General features: G+C 47.7%; 8 protein-coding genes. 7 read left to right on the forward strand and 1 reads right to left on the reverse strand.

Features of this window, described 5'->3' with window-relative positions; all coding sequences use genetic code 11:
- The first annotated feature begins 61 nt into the window (after positions 1-61).
- From A4R26_RS26035 to A4R26_RS26045, 3 genes are all read left to right on the forward strand, one after another.
- Positions 62-484, forward strand: coding sequence for a hypothetical protein (locus tag A4R26_RS26035; RefSeq protein ID WP_081169455.1), 423 nt, complete (start codon positions 62-64; stop codon positions 482-484).
- Between the two features lie 156 nt (positions 485-640).
- Positions 641-2,335 carry a right-handed parallel beta-helix repeat-containing protein gene (locus A4R26_RS26040; RefSeq protein WP_081169456.1) on the forward strand — a complete coding sequence of 565 codons (1,695 nt, stop codon included), beginning with the start codon at positions 641-643 and terminating at the stop codon, positions 2,333-2,335.
- 378 nt (positions 2,336-2,713) lie between these two features.
- Positions 2,714-4,654, forward strand: a complete 1,941-nt coding sequence (locus A4R26_RS26045; protein ID WP_081169457.1) for a T9SS type A sorting domain-containing protein — start codon at positions 2,714-2,716, stop codon at positions 4,652-4,654.
- A 193-nt stretch (positions 4,655-4,847) separates the two neighbouring features.
- Here the strand turns inward: A4R26_RS26045 and A4R26_RS26050 are convergent, their stop codons facing one another.
- Positions 4,848-9,278 carry a hybrid sensor histidine kinase/response regulator transcription factor gene (locus A4R26_RS26050; RefSeq protein WP_133054781.1) on the reverse strand — a complete coding sequence of 1,477 codons (4,431 nt, stop codon included), beginning with the start codon at positions 9,276-9,278 and terminating at the stop codon, positions 4,848-4,850.
- Positions 9,279-9,489: 211 nt separating this feature from the next.
- Between A4R26_RS26050 and A4R26_RS26060 the strand changes: the two genes are divergently transcribed.
- The 4 genes from A4R26_RS26060 (at position 9,490) to A4R26_RS26075 (ending at position 16,105) form a co-directional block, all read left to right on the forward strand.
- Positions 9,490-10,911 (forward strand): 3' terminal RNA ribose 2'-O-methyltransferase Hen1, encoded by a 1,422-nt coding sequence (locus tag A4R26_RS26060; RefSeq protein ID WP_081169460.1) that lies wholly within the window; start codon positions 9,490-9,492, stop codon positions 10,909-10,911.
- Between the two features lies 1 nt (position 10,912).
- Positions 10,913-13,465: a polynucleotide kinase-phosphatase gene (locus A4R26_RS26065; RefSeq protein ID WP_081169461.1), complete on the forward strand. Its 2,553-nt coding sequence runs from the start codon at positions 10,913-10,915 to the stop codon at positions 13,463-13,465.
- 76 nt (positions 13,466-13,541) lie between these two features.
- Positions 13,542-14,525, forward strand: coding sequence for an MBL fold metallo-hydrolase (locus A4R26_RS26070; RefSeq protein WP_081169462.1), 984 nt, complete (start codon positions 13,542-13,544; stop codon positions 14,523-14,525).
- 320 nt (positions 14,526-14,845) lie between these two features.
- Positions 14,846-16,105, forward strand: a complete 1,260-nt coding sequence (locus A4R26_RS26075) for a serine hydrolase domain-containing protein (protein ID WP_081169463.1) — start codon at positions 14,846-14,848, stop codon at positions 16,103-16,105.
- Positions 16,106-16,161: the final 56 nt, after the last annotated feature.

Here is a 16,161-nt window from a genome sequence, read left to right on the forward strand (position 1 = left end):
TTGTAAAAATGGCTGACATACTTTTTTACAGGGTTTAAGGAATTTTGCATCCGAATAAATAATGACAACTCAATACAGTATATTATCAGTTTTAATCAGACCTGAAATCCAGGAAAAGATTTCAATAGGGTTGCTATTGTTTGATGCGAATGAGGTCTACTTCAGCTTTTCAGGAAATAAATTACTTGTTTGCAAAGAGTTGCTTTCAACTCCTTCTTACAAGATCCTTAGGGAAATCTTTGAGAATATCGAGAAAATTCTTGATGAGGAGAAAGCCAGAAACTTCCAACCTAAAAGCTTTAGGATTTACAAGAGTGCCATCACCGGGAATATATTTACAGCAGCATATATATCGTATTTGAGTAGGTACTCCAATAATATTTTGTCTTTTACTGCACCAAAGGATATTAATTTAGAGACTAATGATCAGAACTTTTTGAGTCTGTTCAAAAAGTATATTGATGAGATAATTGAAGCAGTGTAGTCGAAAGGTTTAAATCTGCTATTCATATTTTAGGTCATTCCCCAACCTGAGAAACGTAATAAGTACTTCTCTGTATTTCCGCATTTCGTAACCTCCCAAATTGTTGACTGGCATGGTTTTGCGGGCTTCTTGCGCCTCACTACTTTTTGAAAAACTATGAAGCGCTTAACCTCCTGTTTCCTTGTTACACTGCTTGTGGCAACATCATTGTTTACTTATGCGACTGACTACTACGTTGACCCCTCATCCGGTGGCAGAAACCTCGGCACTTACAACGATCCATGGCACGGCATTGACGACATTCCACAGTTTGTAAACTTCTTTCAACCGGGCGATAACGTTTACTTCCGTCGTGGTCAACAATACTGGGGTACTTTGTCTATCAATAGTAGTGGCCGCGAAGGCGCACCTATTTCGTTCCTGCCCTATGGTGAGGGCGCCGCGCCCATCTTTAAATACGGTTCCTGGAACTTTAGCGATCCACTGGTATACAACCGCACTTTTATCCGGCTCAATCAATGTAACTACATCGTTATCGACGGGTTTGAAATGAGTGACTATACCATTCGCGATTACGATCGTTACACCCCCGCTAACGTGGGCTATGGCGTTTACATCTATAAAGGTCCCGGCAATGGGGGTTCGCATAATGTCATTAAAAATTGCAGCTTCTCGCGTATCGGTTGCGGCATTAGCATAGACGGCGGAAGCGACAATACCGTCACCAATTGCGATATCCGTAACCTGCGCATGATCATCAATACGAATTATCAAATGTGGGACGACTTCGGCGCCATTGGCATCGTAGTAGGCGGGTCCAACAATACCATCACCCGTAACCAGATCCACGACTGCTGGGCCAATAGCTACGATTATAACCTCGACGGCGGCGCCATCGAAATGTATGGCGAAGTTTCCAACAACAAGATCATGTACAACACCGCCAGCGATAACATCGGCTTTATGGAATTCGGCAGCGGCTGGGGCGGCCACGCACTCAATAACCTCGTTGGCTATAACCTGCTCGTCAATAACGGCCACGTATTCTGGATCAACTCTACCAGCGTTTTCGCCCTCGATGTGCGTAACCTCCAGTTCTTCAATAACAATGTGGTGGAAACCAAAACGCCCCGCCTCCCCGATGTAAGAAATCTCATTGGGATCATGTCTACACCCTGGGTGTCGAATGTGCTTACAATGAAGAACAATATTTTCTGGATCAACACTTCTTCCAATATCACCGATCCGAATTTCAGGCCTTTTAACGGCCCGCAGTTGATCCACCAGAGTAACATCTTTCACCTGAATGGCGGCAACCTTGGGTTTGAACTGGATTATTCAGAACAAAACCTTCCTAAAGAAGTGGAAGTATTCGCCAACAGTTATTCGTACGATCCGCTTAGCTGGAACTACGATCTGCGGCCAACAGCCTGTGCCGTTAACTGGGGCCAATGGACTGGCATCGAAAAAGACTTCTGGGGTAAGGCCGTGCCTTTCAGCGGTGTTCCTGATGCGGGCATCTCTGAAAGCAATTCCAGCATTACGCCCGCCCGTATTTCCGTGGCGTCAACCGGTTTGGTTGCAGTGGAGGACCGTGACGTGAAAAGCAGCCTCTCCGTTTCGCCGAACCCCGCACAGGATTATATCTACCTGAAATTGCCGGGTAATAATTTTTTAAACAAAGAACTGATAGTTGTAAATATGGCCGGTGCAGTGGTTAGAAAACAAAGATTGAACGATGCCGGCGCCCAGGTAAAGCTGAACGTTAGTGCATTGCCGAAAGGCTCCTTTGCAGTAAAATTGATAGATACTAAAACCGGTCAGTCTCAAAGTACAACATTTATAAAGTAAGTTGACGAGTTGACCGGTTAACGAGTTAAATAGTCAATATGCCTCACTACCTGGTACATACGTAGCGTATGTTAGGGCCATTGCTATGCCGCTACTTTCCACTCTTTCAGGTAGGTTTTTATTGTGCATTTTATTGTACAAGGCTTCATTTTATTTCAGAATTACTATTGATGTTTAGCTGATGATGAACACTTCATTTGCTATGATGTGTATGCGAAAAATATTTCATTAGAACCTAAACGTTCTCATTGTTTTTCTGCTAAGTACAATTGTGTAGTGTGAACATTTATTAATTTTCTCTTAATGTTATTGGCATAATTTTATGGGGTATTAGTTACACATTTTAAGTTTCTGATTTCGTAGCCGTAATCAATCCCAATGAAAAATACAATATCCTGTATGCTTGTACTGCTGTGCAGTATGGCCTCGCTCGTAGCGTCTGCAACAAATTATTATGTTGATCCGTCATCAACCGGATCGAATCAGGGGACATTCAACGATCCCTGGAAATCTATCGACGACATTCCATGGGCTATCAATTACTACTCACCGGGTGATACCATTTTCTTCAAACGTGGTCAGGAGTACGTTGGCACCATGTCGATGAACAGCAGTGGCAGCAGCAGCGCGCCGATCGTGCTTATGCCCTATGGTTCCGGCGCCGCCCCTTTGTTTAAATACAGTGCAGGTCACTTTACCGATCCGCTCGTTTACAACCGTGTGATGATCCGGCTCAATCAATGTAATCATATCGTTATCGATGGCTTCGAGATGACCGACTTCACCATTCCCAATGATCATAGCGTTGCGGCTAACGTGGGTTATGGCGTATACATTTACGCAGGCCCCGGTAATAACGGCTCCAATAACATCGTCAGGAATTGCAAGATCACCAAACTTGGCTCCGGCGTTTGCATCGACGGCGGCAGCTTTAACACCGTTACCAATTGCACCATCGGCGACCTGCGCATGATCCTTAACACGCCCGATGTTGAGTGGGACGATTTCGGCGCCATGGGTATCATGGTGGGCGGTTCCGACAATACCATCACGCATAACCAGATCCACGAATGTTATGGCACCAGCTACGACTACCATATTGATGGCGGCGCTATTGAAATGTATGGTTCAGTTTCGAATAACAAAATACTTTATAACACTGCCAGCGAAAATATCGGCTTTATGGAGTTCGGCAGCGGCTCGGGTGGACAAGCACTCAATAACCTCGTTGGTTATAATCTGCTCGTGAACAATGGCCACGTGTTCTGGATCAACTCGGCCAGTATCTATAGCCTCGATGTACGTAACCTGCAGTTCGTGAACAACAACATTATTGAAACGCATGCGCCCCGCATTGCCGATGTAAGGAACATGATCGGTATAATGTCTACCCCTACAGTGGCCAATGTGCTCACCATGAAGAATAACATTTTCTGGATTGCCACTGCTCAAAATATCACCGATCCCAATGCGCAGCCCTTCAATGGCCCGCAATTGATCCATCAGAACAATATGTTTCACCTGAGCGGGGGCAGCCTTGGCTATAATATGGACGTAACTGAAACAAACCTTCCCGCCGGCTTTTCGCCGTTCATCGATATTACTTCTTCCAGCAATCCGCTGCTGTGGAATTATGATCTGAAACCAGCTTGTACTGCTATCGATTTTGGTCAGTTCACCGGTATCGATAAAGATTTCCAGGGTAAGCCGGTTCCTTATGGCGGTTTGCCCGATGCGGGGATCATTGAAAGTATTGCGATCGTTCTCCCGCTTGAAATTTTGTCTTCACGGGGTTATTCAACTACCGTCGGAAATATTATCGAATGGGAAACCAATAAAGAACTGGCCAAACACTTTGAGGTGGAGAAAAGCAGCGATGGCCAAACGTTTGGCTCTATTGCGACAATTCCGTATAAAACGGACGCGAACACAAGCAGTATAATATACCGGTTCACCGATGGCGATATTAAAGGTGAGGTTCAGTACTATCGCATTAAAGGGGTTGAAGCCAATAGCAAGGAGATCTATTCAAAGATCATAAGTATTAAGAGCGTTACAGTGCAGTCATCCCCCGGCAGCTTTACCCTGTTCCCTAATCCTGCGCAGGATCATGTTTACCTGAAATACCCGGGCAATGATTTTCTGAATAAAGAAGTTATGGTGGTAAGTATGGCAGGCGTTGTGGTGAAAAGGCAAAGGTTGAATGACGCATCGGCCCAGGTTAAACTGAACATCGGCGATTTGCCGAAGGGGGCATATGCCTTAAAACTGTTCGACACTAAAACCGGGCAAACACATAGCACTATGTTAACCAAATAAAAGGCCGCAAGTGTAAGGCCTGATATAATAAAAGAATCAAAATGGCGAGCGGGTTTACATTCCCGCTCGCCATTTTTACTAATTACAGCAGAATCTTAGGTAAATCATTGTATCCGTAAAACGTCCTGAAGGAGCGTGATGTTAAGTAAGTAGCGAGTCACGAATAAAACCGTCACTTACCACTTACTACCTATTACTTACTACTTACCTTACTTTTCACGTACTCCGATGGCGTTACCTCGTACTTCGCTTTGAAACAGGTGCTGAAGTATTTGGCATTGTTGAATCCAACCGAATACGCGATCTCGGAAATATTGCCATAACCGGAATCGAGCAGTTGCTTTGCGCGTTTAAGGCGCATTTCTCTTACAAACTCAATAGGCGCCAGTCCGGTAAGGCCCTTGAACTTTCTATAGAAGGTGGTTCTGCCCATAGCTACGGTTTCGGCCACCGTATCGATATTGAAATCGGCATCGCCCATCTTCTCTTCCACGATCGCTACAACCTGTTGCAGGAAGGCTTCATCGCGGGAAGTGATGGCTACTTCGCCCGGTTCCAGTGGCACCGTTTTCTTTCCTTCCAGCAATGAGTTCAACAGCTTCTTCCGCTGACTTATCAGGTTCCTCATGGCTGCCACCAGGAAATCGTGCCGGAATGGTTTGGTGATATAATAATCCGCGCCATAATCCAACCCTTCTATCTGGCTTTCGATGGCGCTTTTGGCGGTTAACAATATTACCGGAATATGGCTGGTAACCAGGTTGTTCTTTAGTTTGTCGAGCAGTTGAATGCCATCCATCTTCGGCATCATAATATCGCTCAATACCAGGTCGGGCTGCAGCTCCAGCGCTTTTGCCAATCCTTCTTCACCATTGTCGGCTGTCTCAACCCGGTATAATGTAGTCAGCTGACTTTTCAAAAACGCCTGCAGATCGGCATTGTCTTCTACCACCAGCAACAGTGGCAAATTGCCATTCGCATCGGCAGTAGTTGTTGATGCCGTTGCCAAAGCTGTTGTTTCATAACCGGCCAGCATTTCATCCGTTGCTTCTGCATGGTGCAGAAAAGCAGGCGTGGCAACGGGCGCCTGTGCTTTCCCCACTGATAAAGTAACGGTTACCGTCAGGCCGCCATCGGCATTATTATGGGCTGAAATAGTGCCGCCATGCAGCGTGATCATTTCTTTCGACAGCGCCAGCCCGATACCGGTTCCTTTCACCTGTTTGCCTTCGGTTACCTGTTCTTCATGGAACAGCTCGAATATTTTATCGAGCATCTCCGGCGGCACTCCCTTGCCCTGGTCGCTTACCTCAATTTGTATGCGGTTGTGTTGCGCCGGTTGCGACACCTTTACCCTGATGGCCTTTCCTTCCGGCGTAAACTTAAAGGCATTTGCTACCAGGTTGTAGATCACTGTTTCTACTTTATCCAGGTCGAGCCAGGCCTCTATTTCCTTTGATTCACTCACCACCTGGAAATCGATCTGTTTCTCCCGCGCCAGCTCGAGGAAATATTCGCCAATGCTTTTTACAAATGAAACTACTTCTACCCGCGAGGGATGTATGACCGCCTTACCGCTTTGCAGTTTGCGCAGGTCGAGCAACTGGTTTACAAACCTTGCCATGCGGTTGGCGTTCTTTCGAACCACTTCTACATATTGCCGGCCCTGCGGGGTGAGGTTTTCCTGTTTTCCAATTTCCTCGATGGGGTTCACTATTAACGTAAGCGGGGTGCGCAGTTCGTGCGATACATTGGTGAAGAAATTCAACTTCAGTTCAGCCAGCCGTTTTTCTACTGCAATGCGTTGCCGCAGCCGTAACATGGTCACGGCTGCCCGCCGCACGATCTCGAAAATAATAATTGCCGCCAGCGTATATAACAGGTATGCCCACCATGTTTTCCACCAGGGCGGCAAAATGGTGATCTGCATACTTTTAACAGGACCGTTACTATACAACTCCCCATTCGTGCATTTTACCTCAAATACATAATCACCGGGCGGCAGGTTGGTGTACGTTGCGCGGCGCTCACTGCGGTTGTAATGCCAGCCGGTATCAAAACCCTGTAACCGGTAAGCGTACGATTGTTTGTCGCCCGAACGGTAATCGAGCACCACATAATCGATGCTGATGATATTTTGGTTATGTTGTAAGGTAAGCTTTGAAGTATGGTTCACCGAAAACGGCAGAATGTTGCTCCGGCCCGCCGCCACATCGGTATTGTTTATTTGCAGATTGGTGAAGGCGATCGCTGCGCGGATCGGGTGCGCCACAATGGTTGTGGGATCGAAGGTGAGATATCCTTTCAGCGTTCCGAACACGAGGCTGCCATCGGCCCGGCGTATTCCTGCTGTTTCGGAAAATGCATAGGGCGGAACGCCGTCATATGAATTGTAATTGCGAAAAGTTTTTTGCTGCATGTCGAACCGGGCCAAACCGGTTTGCGTGGCTATCCATAAATGGCGCTTGTTGTCTTCTGCACAACTCAGCAGGTAATCGTTGGGCAAACCTTCCTGCGTGGTATATACCTGGAATGTCAACCCCTTCATAGGATCATCACCTATGGCCTGGTTCAACCCGCCGCCAGAGGTGGCCAGCCACATGGTATTGTGTGAATCGCGGTAAATATATTGGATATCGTTATTGCCGAGACTGTATTGATCGCCGGGGATCTTCTGGTACATGGCATACGTGAAATGACCGGCCTTACCGGTATGTACAATTAGCAGTCCGTCGGTAGTGGCCACCCAGATATTGCCATGCCGGTCTTCCGCCATATTGCGGATCTTCCGGAAGATATTAGCCGGGTAGTCGCGTAAGGCGTTTTTGTCGTGCAGAAATGTAGTGCGTTCGCCTTCGTTCACCACCAGGCTCAGCCCTTCCTGGAAACTGCCTACCCAAATTCGTCCGGCTTTATCTTCCAGCAAGGCATAGATCTCATTGCTGGGTATGCTCGCAGGGTCATTTGCATTGGGCATGAAATGATGCAGCTGGTATTTCGTTTCTGCCTTATTAAGCGGTACCGCTTTGTACAACCCATGCGCTTTTGTGCCCAGCCAAACCGCGCCCTTGCTGTCCTGCATAATGGTATACACCAGTCCAAGGCCCTGTGAGGGCATACCTTCAAATTGTATATTTACCGGCTTGCCGTTTTCCAGCACATACAGCTTTGCCCCTTTAGCGCCGATCCATAACCGCTTTTTACGGTCTTCGCACAAACCGCGTACTTCATTTTCTGTTTGGAATGCGGCCGGGTTTTCGAGCAGGTGCTGGTCAAAAGCATTACGCTGAAAAGTAATTTTTTCAACACCGCGGTCTTCGGTCCTGATCCACAGCAGTCCCGCCTCATCGTAATACCAGGTGCCTACATTGTTCGAAAACAATTGATCGGGTGCATTGGGTTCGTTGTAGAAATATTCCACCTTATCGGTAACCGGGTCATAATAACCAAAACCGCCGCCTTTCAAACTTATCCAAACCCGGTGCAGGATATCTTCCAGTACCGCATAATGGCCTTTCGGGAAAATATACCGCGCATTACTTTTTTGCCGGTAAGCTTTCGCTTTACCGGTTGCAGGATCGAGCCTTATCACCCCTTCCTTTTGCGGTTCTATCCATAAATAACCCGAGCGGTCTTCATAAATGCTGAACAGGGCATTCGCAGGATCGCTGATCAGGGTTTTAGTTTTGAAGAACGGTGCATGTATAAAATGCATGTCAATTAATTCGCCACCGGCCGTAGAGGCGTACATATGGCTGCGCTCCCTGTTGAGCTGTAACGCATGGATGGCCGAATTACTGATGGGCATTACAGCATACATTGTATCGCCCAGGTATTGAAACAAGCCGCCGTTGCCCATGCCAAAATATAGAACAGCTCCGCTAAGCGATGGTTCCGCGCAGGTGTAGGCCTGGTTTTTAGGGAAGTGATCGGCAAATGCCGCATTTTTATAAACCCCCTTTGCGTCTTTCACCAAACACGTCAGGCCTTTTTCTGTGCCTATCCATATGCGGCCGTCTTTATCTTCCTTAAAAAAATGTATTTGGTTCGATGGCAGCCTGAAATCCTTTGAAAGCCCTTCCTGGTAAGTGTAGTATCCCGATGAGTCGGCCTGCGGTGAGGTCACTGCCACCAGGCCTTCATTCAGCGTTTCAATCCATATTCTGCCATTGCCGGTGGAGAGGATGCGTTTGAATGTATATTTTCTTCGCGGCGGTAATTGTATAATGGCATTCAGCGGCAGCAGTTTTTCGGTGCGTTTGTTGAACCGGTATACCAGTCCGTCGTAACCTACTATCCATAACTGTTGAAAATTATCTTCAACGATCTGGTCGATGCGGGGGCTTTTCAGGTAGCTCTGATCACCGGGCGATGATTTGTAGGTGACAAAACGCTGGCCATCGAACCGGTTGATGCCGTTCCAGGTGCCGAACCACATAAATCCTTCGCTGTCCTTGAAAATGGTGGTGATGATATCGTGTGAAAGCCCGTCTTCTGTAGCGTAGTGCTCTATTTTACATTTTGGTTGAGCCGTGACGGTTACAACAGCTAGTACCTGTAAAAGCAACAGGCAGCAAAAATATCTGGCAGTCATGATCATAACACTAAACAATCGTACAGGCAAGTCGCGTTTTTTCTCCTCCGTGAAAGTACCAATTTACTTGTACAATTTACATTTTTCCCACCTGCTTTATGGGCTTTTGGCGGTGCAGAAGCCGGAAAGGCTAATTGCAGGCGGCGCCAGGATAACCCCGGGGCTTTTTTATTGGGTTACTTTTTGGTAGATTCGGTATTGTTATTGGCAGATTTATAGCAATTGCCAATGTATAGCTTTTATGTTACTGACCATTACATCTACCCACCAGCCGGCTTCTGACCTGGGCTACCTGTTGCACAAGCATCCTGCCAAAGTGCAGGAATTTGAAATTTCCACCGGCGTAGCGCATGTTTTTTATCCTGAAGTTTCCGAACAAAGGTGCACCATTTGCCTGCTGCTCGATCTTGATCCCGTTGGCCTCGTTCGCAAAAGCAATGGGCCGCGCGGCAATGATTTTGCCCTCGAACAATACGTGAACGACCGGCCGTACGTGGCCAGTTCGTTTATGAGCGCCGCCATTGCAAAAGCATTTTCTTCCGCCATGAACGGGCGTTGTAAAGAAAAGCCCGAACTGGTTGCCGTGCCCATGCCGCTCGAAGTGGAAATTGCGGCCATTCCCGTGCGCGGCGGCGAAGCGGTAGTGAAGGAGTTGTTTGAACCGTTAGGATATGAGATCACATTGCAACGTCACCCCGTCGATACCGCTTTTCCCGAATGGGGCGAAAGCCGGTATTTTACACTGCGCCTGAAGCATACCGTAACGGTACAGCAGTTATTGTCGCACCTGTACATTCTGATACCGGTTTGTGATAACGACAAACATTACTGGGTGGGGCAGAGTGAAGCGGAAAAGCTGTTGGAGAAAGGGCAGGACTGGCTGCCTGCGCATCCCGCCCGGGAATTCATTACCATGCGCTATTTGAAAAATCAGCGAAGCCTGACCAGCCAGGTAATGGAAGTGTTGTTGAAAGATGAGGCAACGGTTATAGATGAGGAGGATGAAGAAAAGCCGGAACCTGAGCAAAAGAAACGGGTACACGACCTGCGCCTGCAAACCGTGCGCGATGAATTACTGAATGCAAACGCCAAAACCGTCGTTGACCTTGGTTGCGGCGAAGGAAAATTGCTGCGCCTGTTGCAGGCGGAAAAACAGTTTGAAAAGATCCTTGGCATGGATGTGAGCTACCGCGCACTCGAAATAGCAAAGGATAAACTAAAGCTCGATAAACAACTCGTTACCCCAAAGCAGCGGATAGAACTGATACAGGGCTCGCTTACTTACCGCGACAAACGCATCGAGGGTTTCGATGCCGCCGCTTTGGTGGAGGTGATCGAGCATTTGGATGAACCGCGGCTGGCGGCATTGGAAAAGATCGTTTTCAAGTATGCAAAGCCCCTGGATGTGATCGTTACCACGCCTAACGCGGAATACAATAAAAAGTTTGATACGTTACCGGCCGGGCAAATGCGGCATAGCGACCATCGCTTCGAGTGGACGAGAGCCGAATTCAGACAATGGGGCGATCGCATTGCCGAACAATATAATTACGAAGTTGTATATAAACCGGTAGGGGAGGAAGATGCGGAGGCAGGCGCATTGACGCAAATGGCGGTTTTTACAATAAAGCAAAGAACAGTTGCACTGAACAGATTTTTATAGCATGACGAACAGAAATATACACATTCCTGAATTATCATTGGTGGTGCTGATCGGGGCTTCCAGCTCGGGTAAATCAACCTTTGCACGGAAGTTCTTTAAAGCAACGGAGATCGTTTCTTCCGATCATTGCCGCGCCATGATCAGCGATGATGAGAACAGTCTCGAAGCATCGGCAGATGCATTCGATGTAGCGCGTTTTATTACCGCTAAAAGATTGAAGGCCGGGTTGCTAACGGTGATCGACGCCACCAACGTACAGGAAGCCGGACGGAAAGACTGGGTACGGCTGGCAAGGGAATACCATGTGCTGCCAACGGCCATTGTGATCAATATGCCCGAGAAATTGTGCAGCGCCCGCAATGTCCTGCGCACAGACCGCGATATGGGCAAACACGTAATTCCACAACAGATCAGCCAGCTCAGAAGAAGCCTGCGGCATTTAAAACTGGAAGGGTTTAGAAATATCATTGAGTTCCGTACTCCTGAAGAGGTGGATGCCATCGAAAACATTATCCGTGATCCGCTGTATAATAATAAAAAACAGGAGCGCGGTCCGTTCGATATCATTGGCGATGTGCATGGTTGTTATGATGAGCTGGTGTTATTGATAAATAAACTGGGTTATGAACTTGCAGACGGCCTGTATAAACACCCGGCCGGCCGTAAGCTGGTATTTGTGGGCGACCTGGTTGACCGCGGCCCCAAAACGCCGGAGGTATTGCGCCTGGTGATGAACCATGTGAATGCAGGGCTTGCTTTTTGTGTGCCCGGTAACCATGATTATAAATTAATGAAATGGCTGAATGGGCGAGATGTGACCATTGCGCATGGTTTGCAGGAATCTATTGACCAGTTGAATAAGGAAACGCCTGCATTCAGGAACGATGTAAAGAAATTCATCGACGGGTTGATCAGCCATTATGTATTCGATGGCGGTAACCTGGTGGTGGCCCATGCCGGTTTGCGGGAAGAAATGCATGGCCGCGGTTCCGGCGCCGTGCGCGAGTTTTGTATGTATGGCGAAACCACCGGTGAAATTGATGAATTCGGATTACCGGTCAGGTATAACTGGGCCGCAGAGTATAAAGGCAAAGCCATGGTGGTATACGGACATACGCCCGTACCCGAACCGCAATGGTTGAACCGCACCATCGATATAGATACCGGTTGCGTTTTTGGCGGAAAACTGACGGCTTTGCGTTACCCGGAGAAGGAATTGATGTCGGTTCCGGCTGCGCGTGAATACGCCGTTTCAAAAAGGCCGTTGCATAAAAAAACCGGTAACCTGCTTTCGTTGCAACAACTGCACGATGATGTGCTTGACCTGGAGGATGTAGCCGGTAAACATATTATATCCACCACTTACGGCCATAACATTACCATACGTGAAGATAATGCAATTGCTGCGCTGGAGGTGATGAGCCGGTTTGCCATCAACCCCAAATGGCTGATCTACCTGCCGCCAACGATGAGTCCGTCGGAAACCAGTAAACTCGATGGTTACCTGGAATATCCTGCGGAAGCATTTGATCACTATAAGAATGTTGGGGTTGAGAAGGTGATCTGTGAAGAAAAACATATGGGCTCGCGGGCCATTGTAATTGTTGGCCGCGATGAAGAAGCCATTCATAAAACATTTGGAATAGCCAACGAAGGCATTGGCATTGTATATACCCGTACCGGCAGGAATTATTTTAATGATAAGAAAGTAGAACAGGATTTCCTGTTGCTGGTGAATGATGCATTGGAGAAATCAGGTTTTTACGACCGCTTTCAAACCAGTTGGGTTTGTATGGATACCGAGTTGATGCCCTGGAGCGCCAAAGCGCAAAGCCTGCTCGAAACGCAATACGGTTCGGTAGGCGCTGCTGCAACGCAAGGTTTGAACAGTGCGGTAGAAGCGTTGGTAAAAGCGGCGGCTACGAATGAAGCGGCCTTGCCATTGCTGGAAAAATACCAGGTGAAGAAAGCACAGGCCACTCAGTTCATCGATGCCTACCGCCGCTATTGCTGGCCGGTGCATGCGCTCACCGATTACAAGCTGGCGCCATTTCATATTCTGGCCACCGAAGGTAAAACCTGGGTCGATCAAAGTCATGAATGGCATATGGAAAACATACAACAGATCTGTGAGGCCGATTCAGCGGTGATGCTGGCAACGCCCTACCGGATCGTTGACCTGAACGATGAGAACAGTATACAGGAGGCTACCGAATGGTGGCTGTCATTGACCGCCAAAGGCGGCGAGGGCATGGTGGTAAAACCATTTCAGTATATACATACCAATAACAAAGGCCTGGTGCAGCCGGCCATCAAGATCCGCGGGCAGGAATACCTGCGTATCATTTATGGACCGGAATATACAACGCCATCGAACCTTAACCGGTTAAAACAAAGAGGGCTGAATGCGAAGCGATCGCTGGCCATTCGTGAATTTGCATTGGGGGTGGAAGCGTTGGAGCGGTTCATTAAAAAGGAGCCGTTGCGCCGCGTGCATGAATGTGTATTTGGCGTACTGGCGCTGGAGAGCGAACCGGTTGACCCGCGATTGTAGTAAGTGTGCCACTCCTCCGGGGTGTGGTACACGTTTTCCCTATTTAGCTTACTTTACATACCGATAATACACCTATATGAAATATTTGCATCCGGCGGTAAAACAAGGAAAAAAGTATTTGAACCCAGTTCCCACCAGTGTGGGCACCGGATCATTATGGGGCGTATTATGGAAGTATATGACCAATAAGGCGGAAACAACACCTAAACGAAAACTGGGTCCGTTTACGACAGATGCGACAATATACGCGCAGCCGCCTGTTTCCGGATTGCGCATTACCTGGGTAGGGCATTCAAGCCTGTTGATAGAAGTGGATGGATTGCGATTACTGACCGATCCGGTTTGGAGCAGCCGCGCCTCCTTTTCAGCTTTTATCGGTCCGAAGCGTTTTTTCCCGGCGCCGTTGGATCTCAATAAACTGCCGCCGCTGGATGCGATCATCATTTCACACGATCATTACGATCACCTCGATAAACATGTAATACCGCATTTTGCTTCTTCCAATGTACCTTTCTATTGTTCAATAGGTGTGGGGCAATACCTGCAGGCCTGGGGCATACAAAAGGAAAGGATCACGGAAATGAACTGGATGGATAAGGCCACGATCAGGAATAGCTGTACGATAACAGCCTTGCCTGCCCGCCATTTTTCGGGCCGCAGTTTAACCAACCGGTTTGAAACCCTGTGGTCGTCATTTGCCATAAGAACGGCTGCGCATAACATCTACTATGGAGCCGACTCCGGTTGGTATGAAGGGTTTACCGAAATTGGCGAAGCGTTCGGTCCGTTCGATGTCACCATGTTGGAAGTGGGCGCTTATAACCGGGACTGGGCCGATATACATATGGGTCCGGATAATGCGGTAATGGCGCATCAGGCATTGAAAGGAATACTGATGATGCCCATCCACTGGGGCACTTTCAACCTGGCCTTGCATCCCTGGAATGAACCGGTGCAAAGATTGCTGGAGCTGTCATTGGCAAAGGGCATTCCCTTATTTCTTCCCCAACCCGGCGTACCGACGGAAGTAGCCAAATATAGTTCGCAGTGGTGGGAATAATATTTATCCTATCTCAGTAACAGAAAACTTTGAACTGTTGCAAAAAGTGCAACAGTTCAGGTAAAAGTAAATCCGGAATTTCCGGATTTACTGACATAACGGCGGCAACTGTTTACCCAAATGAAATGGTTCGAATAGAATGTCATGGCTGTTGTAAAATTGTACAACTAAATTGAGTAGTTGCAGAAAATGCAACAACTGAAGATGGCCTCTATGCAAAAACACAATCAACCTCTGGTATAAAAGGATCACCACATCTCCTGAACATTCTTTAAATTCAGGAGCTGTAAAGCTATTCACATAGATTAAAAATTATTGCTATGAAACGAACGATCCTTGTCTTGCTGCCTGTCCTCCTTATTGTCAGTGCATTTCAATTAACAAATTCTTCCGTTCAATACAAACCGGCGCCGATTGTTTCCGCGGCGGTGAAAGACCGTATAGACGCTACCCTGAAGCGTTTTATCGATTCAGGTAAAATAGTCGGTGTTTCGGCCCTGATCTTTGAAAGGGGAAAAGAAGTTTACTACAATTCCTTTGGCCTGGCAGACCGTGAAGCCAATAAACCCATGGACCGCAACACCATCGTGCGCATTTTTTCCATGACCAAACCGGTGACGGGGGTGGCGCTTATGACGCTTTATGAAAAAGGCGCTTTTCAGCTCGATGAACCGCTTTCGAAATACGCACCTGAATTTGCCGACATGAAAGTGTACAAAGGCGTAGATGCCAGCGGTAACCTGATACTGGAGCCGGCCAAACGGCCAATAACCATTCGCGATATAACGCGCCATACTGCAGGTTTTGCCGGCATGGAAATTCCCGCGCTGGCCAAACTGGTGAAAGAAGCCGATTACATGAACCCGGCCAACACGCTCAGTGAAATGGCAAAGAAACTGGCCGGCCTGCCCCTGGCATTTCACCCCGGCGATGAATGGTCGTATGGTCCCTGTGTGGATGTACAGGCGTACCTGGTTGAACGGCTTTCAGGCAAGCCATTTGATCAATACATAAAGGAAAAGATCTTCGATCCGCTTAAAATGACAAACACCCGCTATGTGCTTGCTGAGAGTGACCATGCACGTTTTGCGGCTTTGTATGACCGTAGCGATGATAAAACATTGAACCGCGTTCCCGATGAACGCGCCAATGGGTTCAATACAAAGAACTGGGCTTTGAAACCCGGCGGCTGGGGCCTCACATCTACCCTCGATGATTATATGAAGTTCACTCAAATGCTGGTAAACAAAGGAAAGCTGGGAAAAGTACGGGTATTGAAACCCGAAACAGTACAACTGATGTCGACCAATCATTTAAGCGATACCATTTCAAAACGCATGTGGCTGCCCAGTAAAGGGCGGGTTGGTTTCGGAATTGATTTTGCCGTGCGTACGCAGCCGCCTGCAACAAAGGACGAGAACAATGGCGTAGTGGGAGAATATTTCTGGGATGGCGCCGCCAGCACCATGTTCTGGGTTGATCCGGCCAATGAACTTACAGCAGTATTATTTACGCAACTTGTTCCCTTCGATAGAGTAAAATTGCATAAAAGCTTCAGGGATGCGGTGTATGGAGAATAGGCTAATTAGCTAATGTGCTAATTCGATAATTAATACAGAAAAGGCCGCCAATGGCG

Source organism: Niastella populi (assembly GCF_002078015.1).
In the GTDB taxonomy this organism is placed as follows: domain Bacteria; phylum Bacteroidota; class Bacteroidia; order Chitinophagales; family Chitinophagaceae; genus Niastella; species Niastella populi.